Source organism: Nostoc cycadae WK-1, assembly GCF_002897135.1.
Taxonomy (GTDB): Bacteria; Cyanobacteriota; Cyanobacteriia; order Cyanobacteriales; family Nostocaceae; genus Nostoc_B.
On the sequence record NZ_DF978431.1, the window covers coordinates 124,510 to 141,005 of the forward strand.

The window sequence follows — 16,496 nt, forward strand, 5'->3', positions numbered from 1 at the left end:
TTTGTCGAACTACTTAAGCTCAACCTACTTCCTTAACTTGTAGCTTATAAACCTTGTGTTCCCTAGTTTCTAAAAAGTTATTGTTTTTGAGAATTTCATAGAGATTGATATCTTTTTCTAGCAAACAGGCGTGTCCGCTGTTTGGCAGTACCAAAACTTCCGCATCAGGTAAAATACTAGCTATGCGTCTAACTTCAGTCACAGAAGGTAAAAGCCGATCGCCTGCACCCGCAATTAACAACACTTGTTGAGTTAGGCGGCGTAACTGGCTGTCATCCACTGCAAATTCTCTTAATAAAGCCAACCGCCAGTTAACTGTTGCTGATGGTACAGAACGCATGGTTTTTAGCAGTTCGTGGCGATCGCTTCTAGTCATCCGTTCTAAGGATGCCAGAAACGGTAATAATCCCAATGCGCCGACATCATAAAAAGATTCTGGCACTAAGTATGTTATCTGGGATGCCCAATCTAAAAACGGACGCAGACGAAAAGCTGAGGCTGGATTAATCAAAATAATGCGTTTAAACAAATGCGATGCTTTGGTGGCTACTTTCATCGCCAAGCAGCCGCCAAATGATTCCCCGCACAGATACACTGGTCTTTGGGAACTTTTCTCTAATTCTGCATGAATTAAATCCAAGACATTTTTCGTTAATTCTTCCCATGTTGTCAGGTCTTTTCTGGGGATCGCCAAACAGCGCACATCAAAGCCAGCTTCTAACCCAGATGTTTGCGATCGCAACAACTCACCAGTGCCATCCATTCCCGGTAAATAAACAAACAATGGATACTCTGGCTGGACTCGTTTCGGAGTCAGAAAACAAGGCTTTAGCTCAACTTGTGGCATTTTACAATTTCGATTTACTTAGCGATTTTGATAGATTTACCTGCATACAATAACTATCTTTTGATTTGGGTGATTGCTTACTAGATTCGCTACAGTATTACAGACAAAACTCTGTTAAAATCATAACTCAGCTAATAACAACTCACTTAAATATAAGATAAATTTCTCATAAAGATAACTCAATCTTATGAGCAGATAATATAATACTCAGACAATATTTAGCAAGATATATCAAAACTAGGCAACAAATTACAATTAGTCCTAAAGTAAAATTAGCAAAAAATTGCCGCGATTAATTTTTTCTGCTGGTTTATACATTAATAACATCCTTGCTGGAGTAAATTTGCGATTTCGCTGTGGCAGTGTTCGGTTAGCTCAGAGACCACTTTTTTTGCTTGTTTTCCATGATATTGGTGTTGATGAGCGTTTGTAATCCAATAAGGACGACCAATTAGTACAGCTACCCGTTGATATATTACTAACGGATGCCATCCATATTGGTTAAATAAAGGTTCGGAAGGGTCAAACAAACTCAACATTTTTAGGGGAAAAGCTGTAGTGTTAACTTCTTCTAAAGAAGCGATCGCAATTGGTAAAATTGCTAAGTCTGGTACGCCAGAACGCAACGCCAAATGGGCAAATCCCCGCTGAAATTCCCCAACTACAGATGCTGGAGTCGATTGAACCATTGGTTCAGCCCCTTCAGGAAACACCCCTACCATCTGTTTAGACTGTAATAGCATCTGGGATTGGGCAAAAAAGCTTTGCTGCCTGTTTTGATTGATATCTAAAGGAAAACAACCTAATTGTCCGGTGACAATCTCTCGCAAAATTGGGACTTGTCCCATGTAGTGATGGCAAGCAAAACGAATCGGACTTGATAAAGCTGACATTAAAATCATCGCATCCATAAAGCTGCGATGATTGCTCACTATTAACAAACTTGCATCATCAGGAATGCGATCCTCGTAATAGCGAAACATTCGTGTGGAAAACGTTGCTAAGAGTAAGCGAGAAATGTCCAATGGGCTATTTAGACTCATATCTAAATATATTTTTGGGAAAATATCGTAGTTTATCTTGATTCAATTTTTACATTTCTTTACTAATGCCACGACCGTCTTAGGATAGAAATGTCTTATCTATTAAAAGCAAATGATTTTTCTATGTTTGGAGCGTTGTACTTTTAGTCACAATACTATGTAAGAAATAGCATCAGTTCAAGGATATAAAATGCTCTATTCCGTTTTTAGTGCAGAAATTAGCCAGATTTGTACTGATGACCAAACATTTGTGAACTCTAGAAATTTGCTAATATTAAGGGGGACTTTGAAAAAGCGATAGTAATGTTATATAATTGCGTGGTTTTGCCCTCATAATTAATTAAAAAACGGTTTAATAATTTATTTTTATTTTGCATGAACCTAGTGGATAAAACAGACAAGACATTTGCACTGACAACACCCCTCTATTATGTAAACGATGTCCCCCATATTGGAAGTGCTTATACAACGATCGCCGCAGATGTAGTGGCTCGGTTTCAAAAGCTGAAGGGACATCGGGTACTGCTAATAACAGGTACAGATGAACATGGGCAAAAAATTCAACGTTCGGCGGAGACTTTAGGAAAAGCACCCCAAGAATTTTGTGATGAGATTGTCCCTAGTTTCGTTAGCTTATGGGAAAAATTAAACATTCAATATGATCGCTTTAGTCGGACAACAGCACCGCGTCATGAAGCGATCGTCAAAGAATTTTTTGGGCGAGTTTGGCAAAAAGGCGATATCTACCAAGGACAACAAAAAGGCTGGTACTGTGTAGCCTGCGAGGAATTTAAAGAAGAAAGAGAATTATTAGCGGATAAGCGTTGTCCTATTCATACGAATAAACAAGTTGAGTGGCGCGACGAACAAAATTACTTCTTTCGGTTATCGAAATATCAAACCCAGTTAGAACAATTTTATCAATCTCACCCAGATTTCATTCAACCAGAAAGCCGTCGTAATGAAGTTTTAAGTTTTGTGAGCCGAGGTTTACAAGATTTTTCGATTTCCCGCATTAATCTCGATTGGGGTTTTCCTGTACCAACAGACCCAAAACAAACTTTGTATGTTTGGTTTGATGCGCTGCTGGGTTATGTCACAGCATTATTAGAACCTGATGCTGAACCAACCTTAGATAACGCTTTAGCGACATGGTGGCCGATTAATCTGCATTTAATTGGCAAAGACATTCTGCGCTTTCATGCAGTTTACTGGCCAGCAATGTTAATGTCAGCAGACTTACCAATGCCCAAAACAGTGTTTGGGCATGGTTTTTTGACCAAAGATGGGCAAAAAATGGGTAAAGCGCTGGGTAATACCCTTGATCCTATTGCTCTAGTCGAGAGATATGGTAGTGATGCGGTTCGTTATTACTTTCTTAAGGAAATCGAATTTGGCAAAGATGGCGATTTTAATGAAAGTAGATTCATTAATGTTCTAAATGCAGATTTGGCAAATGATTTAGGTAATTTGCTTAATCGCTCCTTGAACATGGTGAAGAAGTACTGTGCTGGTAATGAACTGTCAATTTCCGATGAAACAATTTCTGCTGACAATCCTTTGAAAAAGATTGGCTTAGATCTAGGGGAAAAGGTTCAACAAGCATATCAGACGTTAGCTTTCAATCAAGCCTGCGAAGCTATCCTGTCATTGGTACAAGCCAGTAATAAGTTTATTGATGATCAAGCACCTTGGTCGCTATATAAACAAGGACAGCAGCAGGAAGTAGAAAAAGTGCTTTACGCAGTTTTGGAAGCTGTGAGGCTGTCAGCGTATCTTCTTGCACCAGTTATTCCCAATATCAGTAGCGAAATTTATCAGCAGCTGGGTTTTGGAATCAACTTTAACGAACAAAATCAAACAGCAAATGCTGCCCCATTTTCCATTCATTCCAAATGGGGGTTACTATCTAATAAACAACTGTTGGGGAATCCTCAACCAATCTTTAAACGCATAGAACCTCCTAAAAACGATTAGTTTTTTTAATCTCTTTCAGACAATTTTCTTATCTCTCAAAAATCTCAAAAAGTTTATCGGGGCTGAACTTAAATAATTAGCCCCGGAAAATTATCATAAAACTCTCTAACTAAATGTAAAAGTTGGAAATTCGTATCAAAAATCACCAGATAAAAATGAGGTATGACAACAATGTTGAATAATTTAGAAAATGACTCGATATTTACGCCAGAGCAAGTTTTAGAGAATCGAGGTCGAGTCGCCATATTTATTGATGGCTCAAATCTATTTTACGCTGCTCTGCAATTAGGAATTGAAATTGATTACACCAAGTTATTGTGTCGTTTAACAGGTGGATCTAGACTGTTGCGGGCATTTTTCTACACAGGTGTAGATAGAACCAACGAAAAACAACAAGGCTTTTTGTTGTGGATGCGTCGGAATGGTTATCGCGTCATTGCTAAAGACTTAGTGCAGCTACCAGATGGTTCTAAAAAAGCCAACTTAGATGTAGAAATAGCCGTTGATATGATGGCTTTAGTCGATTCCTATGATACTGCGGTTTTGGTGAGCGGTGATGGCGATTTAGCCTACGCTGTCAATTCTGTAAGCTATCGTGGTGTCAGGGTAGAGGTTGTGAGTTTACGCTCCATGACCAGTGATAGTTTAATTAATGTGAGCGATCGCTACATTGATTTAGAAGCTATCAAAGAAGATATCCAAAAAACACCCCGCCAGAGTTACCCATATCGCCCTTTGTCGGGAATCGGTTTTTTGGATGACCCCACAGACCATGATGGACATCTAGAAATTCAAGATACATGAAGCATCAGCAAGGCAGGCAAATAGCAAAAAGAAATTTAAGATTTATGGGGGGAAAATATCAATCCCCCCACTTTCATACATTTCCTTTTGAGAGTTTTATTCAAATCAAAACAAATTGGTATTACCTGCCTTTAATTTTACTGTTAATCATGAGTTTAGGAGCTTGTGGCGGTAAATCTTCCACAGGCTCTCAGCAAAATAATCAACGATCAGCAGCAGATTCAGAGAGTAATTTAACCTTTTTTGATGTAACTTTAGAACAAGCTGACGAAGTAGGAAGACCGCTTTGGAAAGTTAAAGCAAAACAGGCAGTATACACCAAAGAAAAACAAATTGGTCAAGCCGAAAGTCCCTATGGAGAGTTATATCAAGATGGCAAAGTAATTTATCAAATTAAAGCAGACCAAGCAGATATTCAACAAGATGGTAAACGGCTATTTCTCAAAGGCAAAATCTTGGCCACAGACCCTAATAATGGTGTGGTTTTACAAGGGAATGAAATGGAATGGCTACCTAAAGAAGATTTATTAATTGTTCGCAATCAAATCAACGGTAAGCATAAACAGTTACAAGCAGTAGCGCAAGAAGCAAGAGTTAAAACCCGCACCCAAGTAGTAGATTTTTTTGGCAAAGTTGTTGCTAACTCTACTGATCCCCAATTACGAATGCGGACTGAGCATTTAATTTGGCAAATTAAACAAGAACAATTAATTGGCGATCGCCCTTTACAATTTGAACGTTATAAAAATAATCAAATCACAGATCGTGGCCGAGGTAATTCCGCCGAAGTTAACTTAAAAACTAAGATTGTTACTATTAAACAAAATGCCCAAGCCGATTTATTAGACCCGCCAGTACAAATCCTCAGTAACTCCATGATCTGGGATATGAATGCAGAAAACGTCAGGACAAATTCTGCGGTGCGCGTCTTCCACCGTGCGGAAAAATTGACGGTGACAGGTAATCAAGCTGAGATGAAAATACCGCAAAAAACGGTTTATTTAGTAGGTAATGTTAACGCCGTTGGACAGCGTCGCCAGTCTTTAACTTCTCAGAATTTAACTTGGTATCTCGATAAAAAATTATTAGAAGCACAGGGAAATGTAGTTTATCGCCAAGCCAGCCCAGCCTTAACATTTAATGGAGATACAGCCGTTGGTAATCTGGAAACAGATAATATTGTTGTGAGTGGCGGTAAAACAGGTAATCGCGTAGTCACAGAAATTATTCCCGAATCACCAAAACCGAAGAACTAACAGTAAAAAGTAAGAATACTGTAGCATCTATTCTTTTGCCTTTTGCCTTTTAACTTTTACCTTTTTTACGGCTGACTGGGTGCAGTACAAGTATTATTAAACCCATAAGCTTCTTGCCAATGTTTTACAGTTCCCTTACCAATAGGAAAAACTTTAGTATCACCATTGGCAAAAGTTAACCGAGCGCGAATTTCTTTGGCTGGAGCTTTGCGTAAAATATTAGCAGCATCGGCATTGATAGCAAACAAAGTATCTGACATATACCAAGTATTGTTATATGAAACGTTTTGATTGTTTTCATATTCTGTATATGTATATTTGCCAGAAAAGCCTCTGACTTTGGTATTAGGAGTAGGAGTTAACTGGAGAATTTGACCATCAATGCCTAACTCTATTGTTGTTGGCGCGATTTCATCTAATGTAGCTTGGCCATTGCTGGGGGCTGTTTGCACAACAATTTTGGCAAAGCAGCCTTCAATTTTGCTTCCCCAAAGAGAAATAATGACAAATCTACCGGGACGGGGGCCGCTAAAAGGACTTTTAATTAAACTGCTTAATGGATCTTCACCGTGGGCATCAATGACTACTTTACCTAAAGCAGAATTTACCAGGGTATCTTGAATATTAACGAGTTTGCTAAAAGGCAAACCACCCCCAGCCCAAGGCATACCATTGACTGTATTGAGTTTATCTTCATCGATCGCACTTTGAGCGATCGCTTTTTTGCCATCCAAATTTGGCAATGTTGGCAATAGTAATACAGTTAAAAGGCTCAATTGTAAAAACTTTTTCATCTTAAAAAAATTTGTTACGTAAAAAAGAATGTAATAATTAGCAAATTCTACCAGGACAAGAACCTGCGGCTCCCCCAGAACCATTGATGACACTCGGCCTCCCAATGGTAGGAACATTTGCAGATGCAGGTTTGTCCTTGGGTTGAGCAATGGGAATTGTCAATTTTAAAGTGCTGACAGCTTTGGAATTGAGCAAAAATTTGATGGGAATGCCTAGGTTAAAACCAACTTTGAGATTATCATCATCTCTAGCGCCCCGTCCGTGAATCCCAATTAAACGCCCATTGTCGTCTAATACTGGGCCACCACTCATACCACTATGAGTAGTGTTGCTATAAATTAAGGTGTAACCTTCTTTGTCTTGAGAATTTGTACCAATAATTTGCCCCATTGGAACCAACACAGTCCGGCTTTCAATCCCATTCAATGGTTCTGGTGCGCCGGATACATATACAGTTGTTCCTTCTCTGGTGGCATCAGAATTGCCAAAAATAGCAACATTGTGTGCCTTATCGCTGTTAAACTGTAAAATTGCTAAATCCGCTTCTGGCACACGGGTAATAGATGTTGGTGGGATTTGATATTGAGTTTGATCCCGCGTTTGAATAGTGTAGGTTCCTGACTCATCAACAACATGCCAATTGGTGAGAACACTGTAGGTTTTGCCTTTGCGATAAATAATAACTCCAGAACCGAGTTTGGGGCCGCTAATCAGTACTGTAATATCTTTAGCGAGATTGGTGACATCTTGAGCAGTTAAGGGTCGAGCAATTTCTGGTTGCGTAAAGGCGATCGCTACTCCGATAATTGCTGTTGTTAATCCACGATTAAGTCTCATCATCTGACCTCTAATCAGCCTTACTGAATACAGTAGTAACCGTAGTTTTTTCGGCTTTGGGTATCATCTGCATTACCTTTGTTATTGGTACAGCCCAACTCAGGCGAATAATCATTTGATGCAATCTTTCCTCAGCTTTGGAACCATCAGCAAATACCGAAGGTTGATCCCACAAAGGATAAGCCTGCATCCCATTGATTCCCACTACTTGACCCCGACGATTTAATAAAGGGCCGCCACTCATCCCGTTTTTAATATTGTTGGTGTAGCCTAGCTGATAACCCCCTTCTAATGGTTTGGCTAGAACTAAACCCACCTTACCTGTAGTAAATGCAAAGCTTTGTTTTTTCCCTCTCTCTTCCACCGCTGGATAACCCGCAGCAAATACTTCATCTCCTGGTGTGGGAGATGCCCCAAAAGATGCTACTGCATAGATACTGCCTGCACTTTTAAATTGCAACACAGCCAAATCGTTTTTCCCGAAGTTTAAGCGTTGAGGTAAATTAGCTGTATAAATCCTACCATCCACTGTTTGTATACGATAGGGAGGATCACCAGCTTGTAACACATGAGCATTAGTTAACACCGTGTATGTTGCACCGTTGCGGCGCAATATAATACCTGACCCCAAAAAATCTTGAGATCTGACTTTGACAGTAATAAACTGCGCCTGTTGTGAAAGAGGAACTGACTGAGCAATATAATCTGGTGCAGGAATACTGACGACTGGTGCTGAGGCCGACAGTGTCAGGGAGATACTGCCAAGACAAACAACCAGCGTCAACAAAGAACAATTCATCTATCTGTATTTACAAGGGATATGAAATAGCGATCGCATCTTTATTCATTAATATCTTGATTAATATCGCTATTTTGCTCATTTGTAGCATGATTCAGATATGTATCAAAATCAATATTCAACGAGTCTCCGCCACTTTCATTGAGTACATTTCCAGCAACTAATCCCCGTCGATTCATTAATCTTCTCAAGGTTGCCTTCGCATTACTACCACGCTTGAGAGTGAATAACAAAGAACTATCTGTACAAGGAGCATTTTGATTCACTGCTGCACATACCACTGGTTCACCTCTGAGGATGCCAGTTTTGATGTACTTTAGTTTGCCATTGTCATAGCTTTTTTGAAATCTCCGCGATACTTCATAACAACGGCGTTCCGAATTCCACTCCCTAGTAAAGTAATCCTGCGATGACCATTGAATCATCGGGACTTTCCTACCATCTTGAGTTTGAGCCACTGTTATCGGTATACCCTGACGCTTTTCACACTTGAAGATAGTCCCTCCCGCATAACTGGGCTGATTGATAGTTGCAATCATACCCAACGCAACCACAGAAGTTCCTGCAATCCCCATTAACCCTTGGCTAAAGAACCCCAATTTTATCCTTAACACTTAACTTCCTCGACAATATCAGGTGTCTTACTGAAAGTGTAAAACAGCATTGACCGTAAAATCACGGTAATAGTTCCAGCTATACAATTAATTTATCTTAAACCTAGTAGCACTACCCATAGTAAAACTATTTTCGTGAAGTGAAAATTACTTTCATCAATGAAAAATTCTGCTTCAAACATAGAATTGATACTGAATTATTGATAAGTAGCAGTTTGGTATTATTTACTCATTAATCCTAATTCCTGCTAGTTCTAGCTTCTGACTTCTATTTCAATTAGCTTTTTTAGAGATTGCATGTATCAAAGTATATTTTTTAGCTAATTCATCTCAATGACATAAGAAAAACACATATTCTTCACAATATTGCAATATATTAACCGAGCATGGTTGATTATTTATTACAAGAATTTTTAGTTGTGAATCAATCTGTGAGTTTATTGGTCTTTGTGCTGAATCAATATCAGGAGTTATAGATATGAATTCTAGTTTAATTCTGTCCAATATATTAAATCCACCAGTGCTATTTTTCTTTTTAGGAATGCTGGCAATTTTTTTTAAATCCGACCTCGAAATACCTCAACCTTTACCTAAACTATTTTCACTTTACCTGTTACTAGCTATTGGCTTTAAGGGAGGATATGAAATTACACAGAGTGGCATCAATACAGAAATTTCTCTCACACTTTTGTCAGCAATCCTGATGGCTTCTGCTGTACCTGTGTACTCCTTTTTCATTTTAAAACTCAAACTAGACGCATATAATGCAGCTGCGATCGCCGCAACTTATGGTTCTATCAGCGCCGTCACCTTTATTACTGCTCAATCATTTCTCAAAATTCTCAATATTTCCTCTGGTGGACACATGGTAGCAGCTTTAGCATTAATGGAATCACCTGCAATTATTGTGGGTATTTTGCTAGTAAGATTATTTGCACCAAATCAAGAAAACAAAAAAGGAGAATTTGCTTGGGGCGAAGTTTTACGAGAAGCTTTTTTGAATGGTTCAGTTTTTCTCCTCATCGGTAGCGTGATTATTGGAACTCTTACAGGCGAAAGAGGCTGGGAAAAACTACACCCATTCACCCAAGATATTTTTTATGGGGTTTTAGCCTTCTTTTTACTAGATATGGGTATGGTTGCTGCTAGAAGAATTAAAGATATGCGGAAGACAGGTTCTTTTTTAATTGCCTTTGCTATATTAATGCCTGTAGCTAATGCAATTGTGGGCATAATTCTCGCAAAATTAATTGGTATGTCGGCGGGAAATTCCTTACTATTCGCTGTTCTTTGTGCAAGTGCTTCTTATATAGCAGTTCCCGCAGCAATGAGAATGACAGTTCCTGAAGCTAATCCTAGTTTATATGTATCGATGGCATTAGCTTTAACTTTTCCTTTCAACATTATTATTGGCATTCCTTTGTATTTCAACATTATCAAAGCTATTGGAGTTTAACCCAATGGAAGCCATCAAAAAGATAGAAATAGTGACAAACTCATTAGAAATCACTAAGGTTCTAGAAATTTTAGAAAAAGTCGGAGTTTCTGGCTACACAGTAATTGAAGATGTCACAGGTAAAGGAGACAGAGGCAAAGTTTTTAATGATTTAGAAACTCATGCACTCACTAATGGATATGTGATGAGTGTTTGCACACATGAACAAGAACAAGAATTAGTAACAGCAATTGAGCCAATTCTGAAAAAATTTGGAGGTGTGTGTATTGTCTCTGATGCCAAGTGGATTGCACATTAGATAAGCTCTGAGGAGACGTATTGATAATATCAGTGTCTCTAAAAATTCCATTTAGTTTATTACTAATATTACTAAGGAGTATTTAACCGTGCCAATTAAACGTATCATTGAGGGGCTGAATGAATTTCATGATAATTATTTTAATACACACCGAGAATTATTTGAAAATTTATCACAAGGTCAAAACCCAGAAGTATTATTTATTACTTGCTCTGACTCGCGGATTGATCCTTTTTTAATCACTCAAAGTCAGCCTGGAGATTTATTTGTTATCCGTAATATTGGTAATATTATTCCACCCTATGGCTCACCCAATAGCGCTGAAGCTGCGGGAATCGAATATGCAATTCAAGCTTTAAATATTGATGATATAGTGATTTGTGGTCATTCTCATTGTGGTGCGATGAGAGGATTATTACAAATAGGTAGTTTGGCACAGCAAATGCCTTTAGTTTATGACTGGTTGCGGCATTACGCTGAACCGACTCGCCGCTTAGTTATGGATAACTACAAAGACTATCCAACTGACAGGCTGTTAAAAATTGCCATTGAACAGAATGTACTAACGCAGATAGAAAATCTCGAAACCCATCCAATTATTCGTTCTCGACTTCACAGCGGTCAATTGACTCTTCATGCGTGGATTTATGAAATTGAGAGTGGTGAAGTTTTTGCTTATGATGCTGACAATGGTCAATTTAAGATTTTGGAAAATCGACCATTCCCTGTCCCAAATCCTTTGATTGGTGTATATTCAGAGTAATTCATTATTGATGTTGGATAGGGTAATAATGAGAATTTAAACTCATTATTACCCTATCTTAATGATAGATTACCCTCAATACGGCAATGAAGAATTTTTTGTTTATAAAGAATAGTGATTTGCTGCTGCAAAAAGTATCTGAATATTGGGAAGTGATGAAGCAATGGTTTATCAATACACCAGAGCGATCGCTTGCACAAGCTTACGAGGCTGCACAGAAAATCAGGAATATTGAAATAGAGCATTTCAACTGTCAAATCATTGCTGCTACATCCGTAAATGAGACCCCAAATGTCATGTCTTATTGGCAGAGTATACTTACACAAAATTTAACTATTATTAAACTGAGACTAGCGGAATTCCAGTCTAGTCGCTCACTACTAGAAATTTCTAATCCAGTTTTATTAATTAAGCTCCAGTTTATTGATGAAGTCATTGATAAATATCAGCAACAAACAGTAATAATTAGCAATATAAACAAACAATCAATCTCGCAACCTAAACCCATAAGAATTGACAGTGAAATTTATCAAAATACATCTAATCTAATCAATCCTAGCAGCAATCAAAGTATAGGATTTCTTCCCAGTTCTATCGGTAGAACAATTAATAGAATTACCACTGACTTTTCTCCCCAAGCTGAAGCCGACTTTATTCGTAACTACCACATTTCTCAAAATCGGACGAGAACCTCGATTAGGTTTTTAATCCTGCTCATGGTTATTCCCTTATTAACACGGCAATTATCTAAAGAATTTTTAGTTAGTCCGATAGTAGAGCGTGTTAGGAGTCAACAAATTACTCCAGTGTTTATCAATTCTGAAATGGAAGAAGAAGCTTTTAAAGAGTTAAAAATTTTTGAGGAAAAATTAAAATTTCAAACTCTACTCAAAAAAGCTCCCATTTTGTCTTCAGAAGAAATAGAGAGAAATATTAAGGAAAAAGCTATAGAAATAGCTCAAGAATTTCGGTGGAAAAGTAAAGATGCTATTAGTAATGTTTTTGCTGATTTAATTTCCTTAGTAGCGTTTGCAGTAGTAGTAGTTAATGGGAAGAAAGAAATTGCGGCTATTAAGTCGTTTATAGATGAAATTATCTTTGGTTTGAGCGATAGTGCCAAAGCCTTTGTAATTATTTTGTTCACCGATATATTTGTCGGTTTCCACTCACCGCACGGTTGGGAAGTCATTCTTGAAGGTTTAGCCGAGCATCTTGGTGTAGCAGCAAATGAAAGTTTAATATTTCTATTTATTGCTACATTTCCGGTGATTTTAGATACAGTTGTTAAATATTGGATATTCCGTTACCTCAGCCGCTTATCACCTTCAGCACTAGCTACATACAAAGAAATAAACGAGTAGCAATCACTCTCCTTCTTCTGTTGACTGAACATGACCGCTAATAATCGTTTGTAATAAATTTTTGATAAACCAGAAAGTTGCTGATACTAACAACACAATCATTAAACTAGCAAGGGCAGCAAAAGGAGAAACAATCAATAAAATTAACATTGCAAAAATCACGCTAGTAATTAATGTTTTATTCATATCTTTGTACCTGTTGTAGTCTCTGATTTTAGATTAACTAGGAACAGGACTAATAGTCATATATCTAAAAGTAGGCATTTGGATTAAGCTAAAGTTTACTCAATCAGTTCACCATTACGGCCTATTCAATTTGATATGAGTCTTTTTTGCCTAGTTCACGGTGCATTTCAAGGCACTTGGTGTTGGGAATTGCTCACTCCCTACTTAGAAGCACAGGGTCATACAACCCTAGCAATGGATTTGCCAATTGAAAATGCTTCTACTACTTTGTCTCAATTTGCAGATGCAGTTATTCAAGTGTTGCCCAAAACTGATGATGATATTGTCCTAGTTGGTCACTCAATGGCTGGTACTATAATTCCTCTGGTTGCAGAAACTGTAAAAGTGCGTCAACTAGTGTTTGTTGCTGCACTGCTTCCGTATCCAGGAATTAGTATTCTTGACCAATTTGCTCATCAACTTGATTCAAAGACACTTCAATCGTTGAATTACCAGGCAAAAGACTCAAGCAAACTCGAACAGTTCTACGATGAGCCTGGAATGTATGAACCAGATTCTGTGGGTAAAGATTATTCAGACGCAGCCGTGTTAAGGCAATTTTTCTATCATGATTGTCCACCGGATGTAGCACAGTGGGCGATCGCAAAAAGTCGCTTGCAACTATCTCTGGCTTATATGTTTGAAACGAATCCTTTAAAAGCTATACCTACAGTTGAGCGTAAATATATTGTTGGTACTAATGACCGAATCATATCTCCTGCATGGTCACGTTACGCTGCACGCAAGCGCTTGGGAGTTGATGCTATTGAGTTAGCTTCTGGACATTGCCCGCATTTGTCTTGTCCTGAGTTGCTGGCTTCGGTATTATTGCAGGGGACAGGTGATAGGTGACAGAATTAAAAGACAATAAATTTAGGGGTGTAAGTGAGCAAAACCCTTAAGGCATATACCCTTACACCCGATCTCAATAATTAACCTTGATGCGTAAGTGCCTGTTATTTAATTATTCCTAAAACAGGTGCAGTTTCCGGCTGGGCAATTTGGGGCGCAAATAATCCCTTGGCGTATATTTGAGGATTGGCTTGGGCAAATTGAATATATGATTGGCGTACTTGAGTGTTGACAGCCACAGTTTTCACATCGTACATTTGCGTAGCCAATTTGGGATAGAAACCAAAGCCAATAATCAACACCAAGAAACAAGCAGCGATAAATATTTCCCGCGGTTGAGCATCTCGATAGACGGCTTCGCTGGGTAGGAGACAGTCTGTACCGAAGCAAACTGTTCCTTCATCTTCTTGATTTTCTAAAGAAGCATTGTTGATATCACAGGTGAGTTCTGCACCAGTACCGTAAAATACCTGTCTCAACATCGAAAGCAGATAAATGGGGGTGAGGATAACTCCCACGGCGGCTAAGAAAACCATGACGGTGCAGAATGTGGAACTGTAGATGTCGCTGGTGGTAATGCCTACAAATACTTGTAGTTCGCTCACAAAGCCACTCATTCCAGGAAGAGCCAGTGATGCCATTGCGCCAGCGGTGAATAAAGCAAAGACTTTTGGCATGACTTGGCCAATACCGCCCATGCTTGCCATTGCCATTGTATGGGTGCGATCGTAAGTCACACCTGCTAAGAAGAATAATACTGCGGCAATTAAACCGTGAGAAAGCATTTGCAGCATCGCTCCACTGACACCGACATCGGTGAAGGAGGCAATTCCCAGCAGTACAAAGCCCATGTGGGAAATAGACGAATAAGCAAGACGGCGCTTCATGTTCGTCTGAGCAAAAGAGTTTAATGCACCATAAATAATATTGATTACGCCGAGAGTTGCGAGGAGTGGTGCAAAGTAAACATGGGCATCAGATAACAATTCTAAATTGAGACGAATTAACCCATATCCGCCCATTTTGAGCAGTACACCGGCTAAAAGCATGGATACGGGGGCAGATGCTTCACCGTGGGCATCGGGCAACCATGTATGCAAAGGAAATATAGCTAATTTGACACCAAAGGCAATTAATAGTCCTGCATACAACCACAGTTCTAAAGCCAAAGGATAATTCTTAGCACCAAGTTCAACTATATCGAAGGTTGTATTATCGCCATAGAGTGCCATTCCCAGCCCAGCTATGAGAATAAAAATAGAAGCTGCGGCGGTGTAAAGTAAGAATTTGGTCGCGGCGTAGCGGCGTTTTTGACCACCCCAAATGGAGACAAGTAGGTAAACAGGAACCAGTTCTAGTTCCCACATAATGAAGAATAATAATAAGTCTTGGGCGACGAACACGCCGATTTGGGCGCTATATAACAGCAACATCAAGAAATAAAACAAGCGTGGCTTGAGGTTAACTTGCCAGGCTGCAAATATCGAAAGTGTGGTGACTAGCCCTGCCAGTAGCACTAATGGCGCAGATATTCCATCGACTGAAACTGCCCAACTCAGACCTAACTGAGGCAACCAGGCATATTTCTCCACGAGTTGAAAAGTTGCATTGTTGGCATCGTAATGCTGCCAAAAAGCGTAGCACATCAAGATAAAGTCTGCGATCGCCACACCTAGGGCATACCATCGCACAAGCTTGCCGTCTTTATCAGGCAGCACAGGGATGAGTATAGAAGCCACAAGTGGCAACATAATAATCGTAGTTAGCCAAGGAAATCCATCCGCTATCATGGCAGTAAGCAAAAATACTTATGTGTGTGAATGAGATTATTATATGCAATTTTGTTATATTTTCTTCATAAATCTTTACCCATAATAGGTATAGAAGGAATTGATTCTATCAATGGCTAAATAAGGGCAAAGTTGTTCGATAATAGCTAAAAACTAGATTTAGTTAAGTGAAGCTCATTAGTGCTGCTGTTTTGCCTAATTAAAGTCTCAATTCCATAAAAATCCAGTTGGCTCGGTATTCTGGAGGCACTTCCAGTTTGGCAAAATATGGTTCGATATCTTGAAAACCGAGTGAATGATAGAGTGCTTGCGCTTCCTTCGTAAAAGGAGCCGTATCTAAGCGTAGTTTAGAATAACCAATATTGGCAGCTTCATAGATGATATTTTCTAATAAAGCTTTACCGATACCTTTTTCCCGAAATTTTGGCTTGACATACATCCTTTTTATTTCACCAATTCCCTCATCAATTCTGCGTAAGCCAACACAACCAACGATTTTGCCTTTATATCTGGCTAAAAGTAAGCGTCCTACTGGTGGCATAAATTCATCTAGTTGAGTAAGAGATTCCTCTAAATAAGCATTAACATCAAAACTTGTGTTAAATTCCTGGCTCCACATCAAGTTTATCCAGCTAAAATATTCAAAAAACAAATTTTGCAGATGAGTTTTATCTTGTTCGTTATCAAAATGAATAATTTTTAGCAAAATAAATTCCTTTTTTTAATTAATTTTGTAAACTTGAGCAATTATTGTGAAAAAATCTCAATTTAATATTTCT

The 16,496-nt window shown here is 38.7% G+C and carries 17 protein-coding genes; 8 read left to right on the forward strand and 9 right to left on the reverse strand.

The genetic code is table 11. From position 1 onward, the window contains the following. Positions 1-19: 19 nt before the first annotated feature. Both NCWK1_RS16970 and NCWK1_RS16975 read right to left on the reverse strand, forming a co-directional pair. Positions 20-847, reverse strand: a complete 828-nt coding sequence (locus NCWK1_RS16970) for an alpha/beta fold hydrolase (protein WP_096583905.1) — start codon at positions 845-847, stop codon at positions 20-22. A gap of 317 nt (positions 848-1,164) precedes the next feature. Next, positions 1,165-1,890 (reverse strand): lysophospholipid acyltransferase family protein, encoded by a 726-nt coding sequence (locus tag NCWK1_RS16975; protein WP_096583903.1) that lies wholly within the window; start codon positions 1,888-1,890, stop codon positions 1,165-1,167. A 375-nt stretch (positions 1,891-2,265) separates the two neighbouring features. On the opposite strand from NCWK1_RS16975, the gene metG reads away from it, so the two are divergent. From metG to lptC, 3 genes are all read left to right on the forward strand, one after another. Next, positions 2,266-3,867, forward strand: coding sequence for a methionine--tRNA ligase (gene metG / locus NCWK1_RS16980; RefSeq protein ID WP_103125515.1), 1,602 nt, complete (start codon positions 2,266-2,268; stop codon positions 3,865-3,867). Positions 3,868-4,038: 171 nt separating this feature from the next. Then, complete coding sequence (locus NCWK1_RS16985; RefSeq protein WP_096585719.1) at positions 4,039-4,671, forward strand: LabA-like NYN domain-containing protein; 633 nt, start codon at positions 4,039-4,041, stop codon at positions 4,669-4,671. Continuing rightward, positions 4,668-5,927, forward strand: coding sequence for an LPS export ABC transporter periplasmic protein LptC (lptC, locus tag NCWK1_RS16990; protein WP_103125516.1), 1,260 nt, complete (start codon positions 4,668-4,670; stop codon positions 5,925-5,927). Before NCWK1_RS16985 ends, lptC begins: the two co-directional genes overlap by 4 nt. A 65-nt stretch (positions 5,928-5,992) precedes the next feature. On the opposite strand, the gene NCWK1_RS16995 is transcribed toward lptC, so the two are convergent. Genes NCWK1_RS16995 through NCWK1_RS17010 form a run of 4 tightly spaced genes read right to left on the reverse strand, consistent with a single transcriptional unit; the run spans position 5,993 to position 8,972 of the window. Continuing rightward, positions 5,993-6,721 (reverse strand): hypothetical protein, encoded by a 729-nt coding sequence (locus tag NCWK1_RS16995; RefSeq protein WP_103125517.1) that lies wholly within the window; start codon positions 6,719-6,721, stop codon positions 5,993-5,995. Positions 6,722-6,758: 37 nt separating this feature from the next. Then, the gene (locus NCWK1_RS17000; RefSeq protein ID WP_103125518.1) at positions 6,759-7,562 is read right to left on the reverse strand and encodes a S1 family peptidase; all 804 of its coding nucleotides are present in this window, start codon (positions 7,560-7,562) and stop codon (positions 6,759-6,761) included. A gap of 7 nt (positions 7,563-7,569) precedes the next feature. Then, entirely contained in the window at positions 7,570-8,358 is a 789-nt protein-coding gene (locus NCWK1_RS17005) for a S1 family peptidase (RefSeq protein ID WP_103125519.1), read from the reverse strand. Between the two features lie 41 nt (positions 8,359-8,399). Then, positions 8,400-8,972, reverse strand: coding sequence for a COP23 domain-containing protein (locus NCWK1_RS17010; protein ID WP_245894919.1), 573 nt, complete (start codon positions 8,970-8,972; stop codon positions 8,400-8,402). A gap of 478 nt (positions 8,973-9,450) precedes the next feature. Here NCWK1_RS17010 and NCWK1_RS17015 point away from each other — a divergent pair, with 478 nt between their 5' ends. The 4 genes from NCWK1_RS17015 (at position 9,451) to NCWK1_RS17030 (ending at position 12,850) form a co-directional block, all read left to right on the forward strand. Then, positions 9,451-10,428, forward strand: coding sequence for a sodium-dependent bicarbonate transport family permease (locus tag NCWK1_RS17015; protein WP_103125520.1), 978 nt, complete (start codon positions 9,451-9,453; stop codon positions 10,426-10,428). Positions 10,429-10,432: 4 nt separating this feature from the next. Continuing rightward, positions 10,433-10,726 (forward strand): P-II family nitrogen regulator, encoded by a 294-nt coding sequence (locus tag NCWK1_RS17020; protein WP_096583889.1) that lies wholly within the window; start codon positions 10,433-10,435, stop codon positions 10,724-10,726. 88 nt (positions 10,727-10,814) lie between these two features. Then, positions 10,815-11,489, forward strand: coding sequence for a carbonic anhydrase (locus tag NCWK1_RS17025; RefSeq protein WP_096583887.1), 675 nt, complete (start codon positions 10,815-10,817; stop codon positions 11,487-11,489). Positions 11,490-11,575: 86 nt separating this feature from the next. Continuing rightward, entirely contained in the window at positions 11,576-12,850 is a 1,275-nt protein-coding gene (locus NCWK1_RS17030; protein WP_103125521.1) for a proton extrusion protein PcxA, read from the forward strand. Positions 12,851-12,853: 3 nt separating this feature from the next. Here the strand turns inward: NCWK1_RS17030 and NCWK1_RS17035 are convergent, their stop codons facing one another. Next, positions 12,854-13,036, reverse strand: coding sequence for a hypothetical protein (locus NCWK1_RS17035; protein ID WP_103125522.1), 183 nt, complete (start codon positions 13,034-13,036; stop codon positions 12,854-12,856). 135 nt (positions 13,037-13,171) lie between these two features. Here NCWK1_RS17035 and NCWK1_RS17040 point away from each other — a divergent pair, with 135 nt between their 5' ends. Continuing rightward, complete coding sequence (locus tag NCWK1_RS17040; protein WP_103125523.1) at positions 13,172-13,927, forward strand: alpha/beta fold hydrolase; 756 nt, start codon at positions 13,172-13,174, stop codon at positions 13,925-13,927. A 104-nt stretch (positions 13,928-14,031) separates the two neighbouring features. Here NCWK1_RS17040 and NCWK1_RS17045 read toward each other — a convergent pair whose 3' ends face one another. Continuing rightward, entirely contained in the window at positions 14,032-15,717 is a 1,686-nt protein-coding gene (locus tag NCWK1_RS17045; RefSeq protein WP_103125524.1) for an NAD(P)H-quinone oxidoreductase subunit 4, read from the reverse strand. Positions 15,718-15,916: 199 nt separating this feature from the next. After that, on the reverse strand, positions 15,917-16,423 hold the full coding sequence (locus tag NCWK1_RS17050) for a GNAT family N-acetyltransferase (RefSeq protein ID WP_103125525.1): 507 nt from the start codon (positions 16,421-16,423) through the stop codon (positions 15,917-15,919). Between the last annotated feature and the right edge of the window lie 73 nt (positions 16,424-16,496).

What these genes read in the sequence shown, in the direction of transcription:
- NCWK1_RS17000 (WP_103125518.1), bottom strand. Translation starts at nt 7,562, where the DNA reads ATGATGAGACTTAATCGTGGATTAACAACAGCAATTATCGGAGTAGCG.
- lptC (WP_103125516.1), top strand. Translation starts at nt 4,668, where the DNA reads ATGAAGCATCAGCAAGGCAGGCAAATAGCAAAAAGAAATTTAAGATTT.
- NCWK1_RS17040 (WP_103125523.1), top strand. Translation starts at nt 13,172, where the DNA reads ATGAGTCTTTTTTGCCTAGTTCACGGTGCATTTCAAGGCACTTGGTGT.
- NCWK1_RS16970 (WP_096583905.1), bottom strand. Translation starts at nt 847, where the DNA reads ATGCCACAAGTTGAGCTAAAGCCTTGTTTTCTGACTCCGAAACGAGTC.
- NCWK1_RS17020 (WP_096583889.1), top strand. Translation starts at nt 10,433, where the DNA reads ATGGAAGCCATCAAAAAGATAGAAATAGTGACAAACTCATTAGAAATC.
- NCWK1_RS17015 (WP_103125520.1), top strand. Translation starts at nt 9,451, where the DNA reads ATGAATTCTAGTTTAATTCTGTCCAATATATTAAATCCACCAGTGCTA.
- metG (WP_103125515.1), top strand. Translation starts at nt 2,266, where the DNA reads ATGAACCTAGTGGATAAAACAGACAAGACATTTGCACTGACAACACCC.
- NCWK1_RS16995 (WP_103125517.1), bottom strand. Translation starts at nt 6,721, where the DNA reads ATGAAAAAGTTTTTACAATTGAGCCTTTTAACTGTATTACTATTGCCA.
- NCWK1_RS16975 (WP_096583903.1), bottom strand. Translation starts at nt 1,890, where the DNA reads ATGAGTCTAAATAGCCCATTGGACATTTCTCGCTTACTCTTAGCAACG.
- NCWK1_RS16985 (WP_096585719.1), top strand. Translation starts at nt 4,039, where the DNA reads ATGTTGAATAATTTAGAAAATGACTCGATATTTACGCCAGAGCAAGTT.
- NCWK1_RS17035 (WP_103125522.1), bottom strand. Translation starts at nt 13,036, where the DNA reads ATGAATAAAACATTAATTACTAGCGTGATTTTTGCAATGTTAATTTTA.
- NCWK1_RS17030 (WP_103125521.1), top strand. Translation starts at nt 11,576, where the DNA reads ATGAAGAATTTTTTGTTTATAAAGAATAGTGATTTGCTGCTGCAAAAA.
- NCWK1_RS17005 (WP_103125519.1), bottom strand. Translation starts at nt 8,358, where the DNA reads ATGAATTGTTCTTTGTTGACGCTGGTTGTTTGTCTTGGCAGTATCTCC.
- NCWK1_RS17045 (WP_103125524.1), bottom strand. Translation starts at nt 15,717, where the DNA reads ATGATAGCGGATGGATTTCCTTGGCTAACTACGATTATTATGTTGCCA.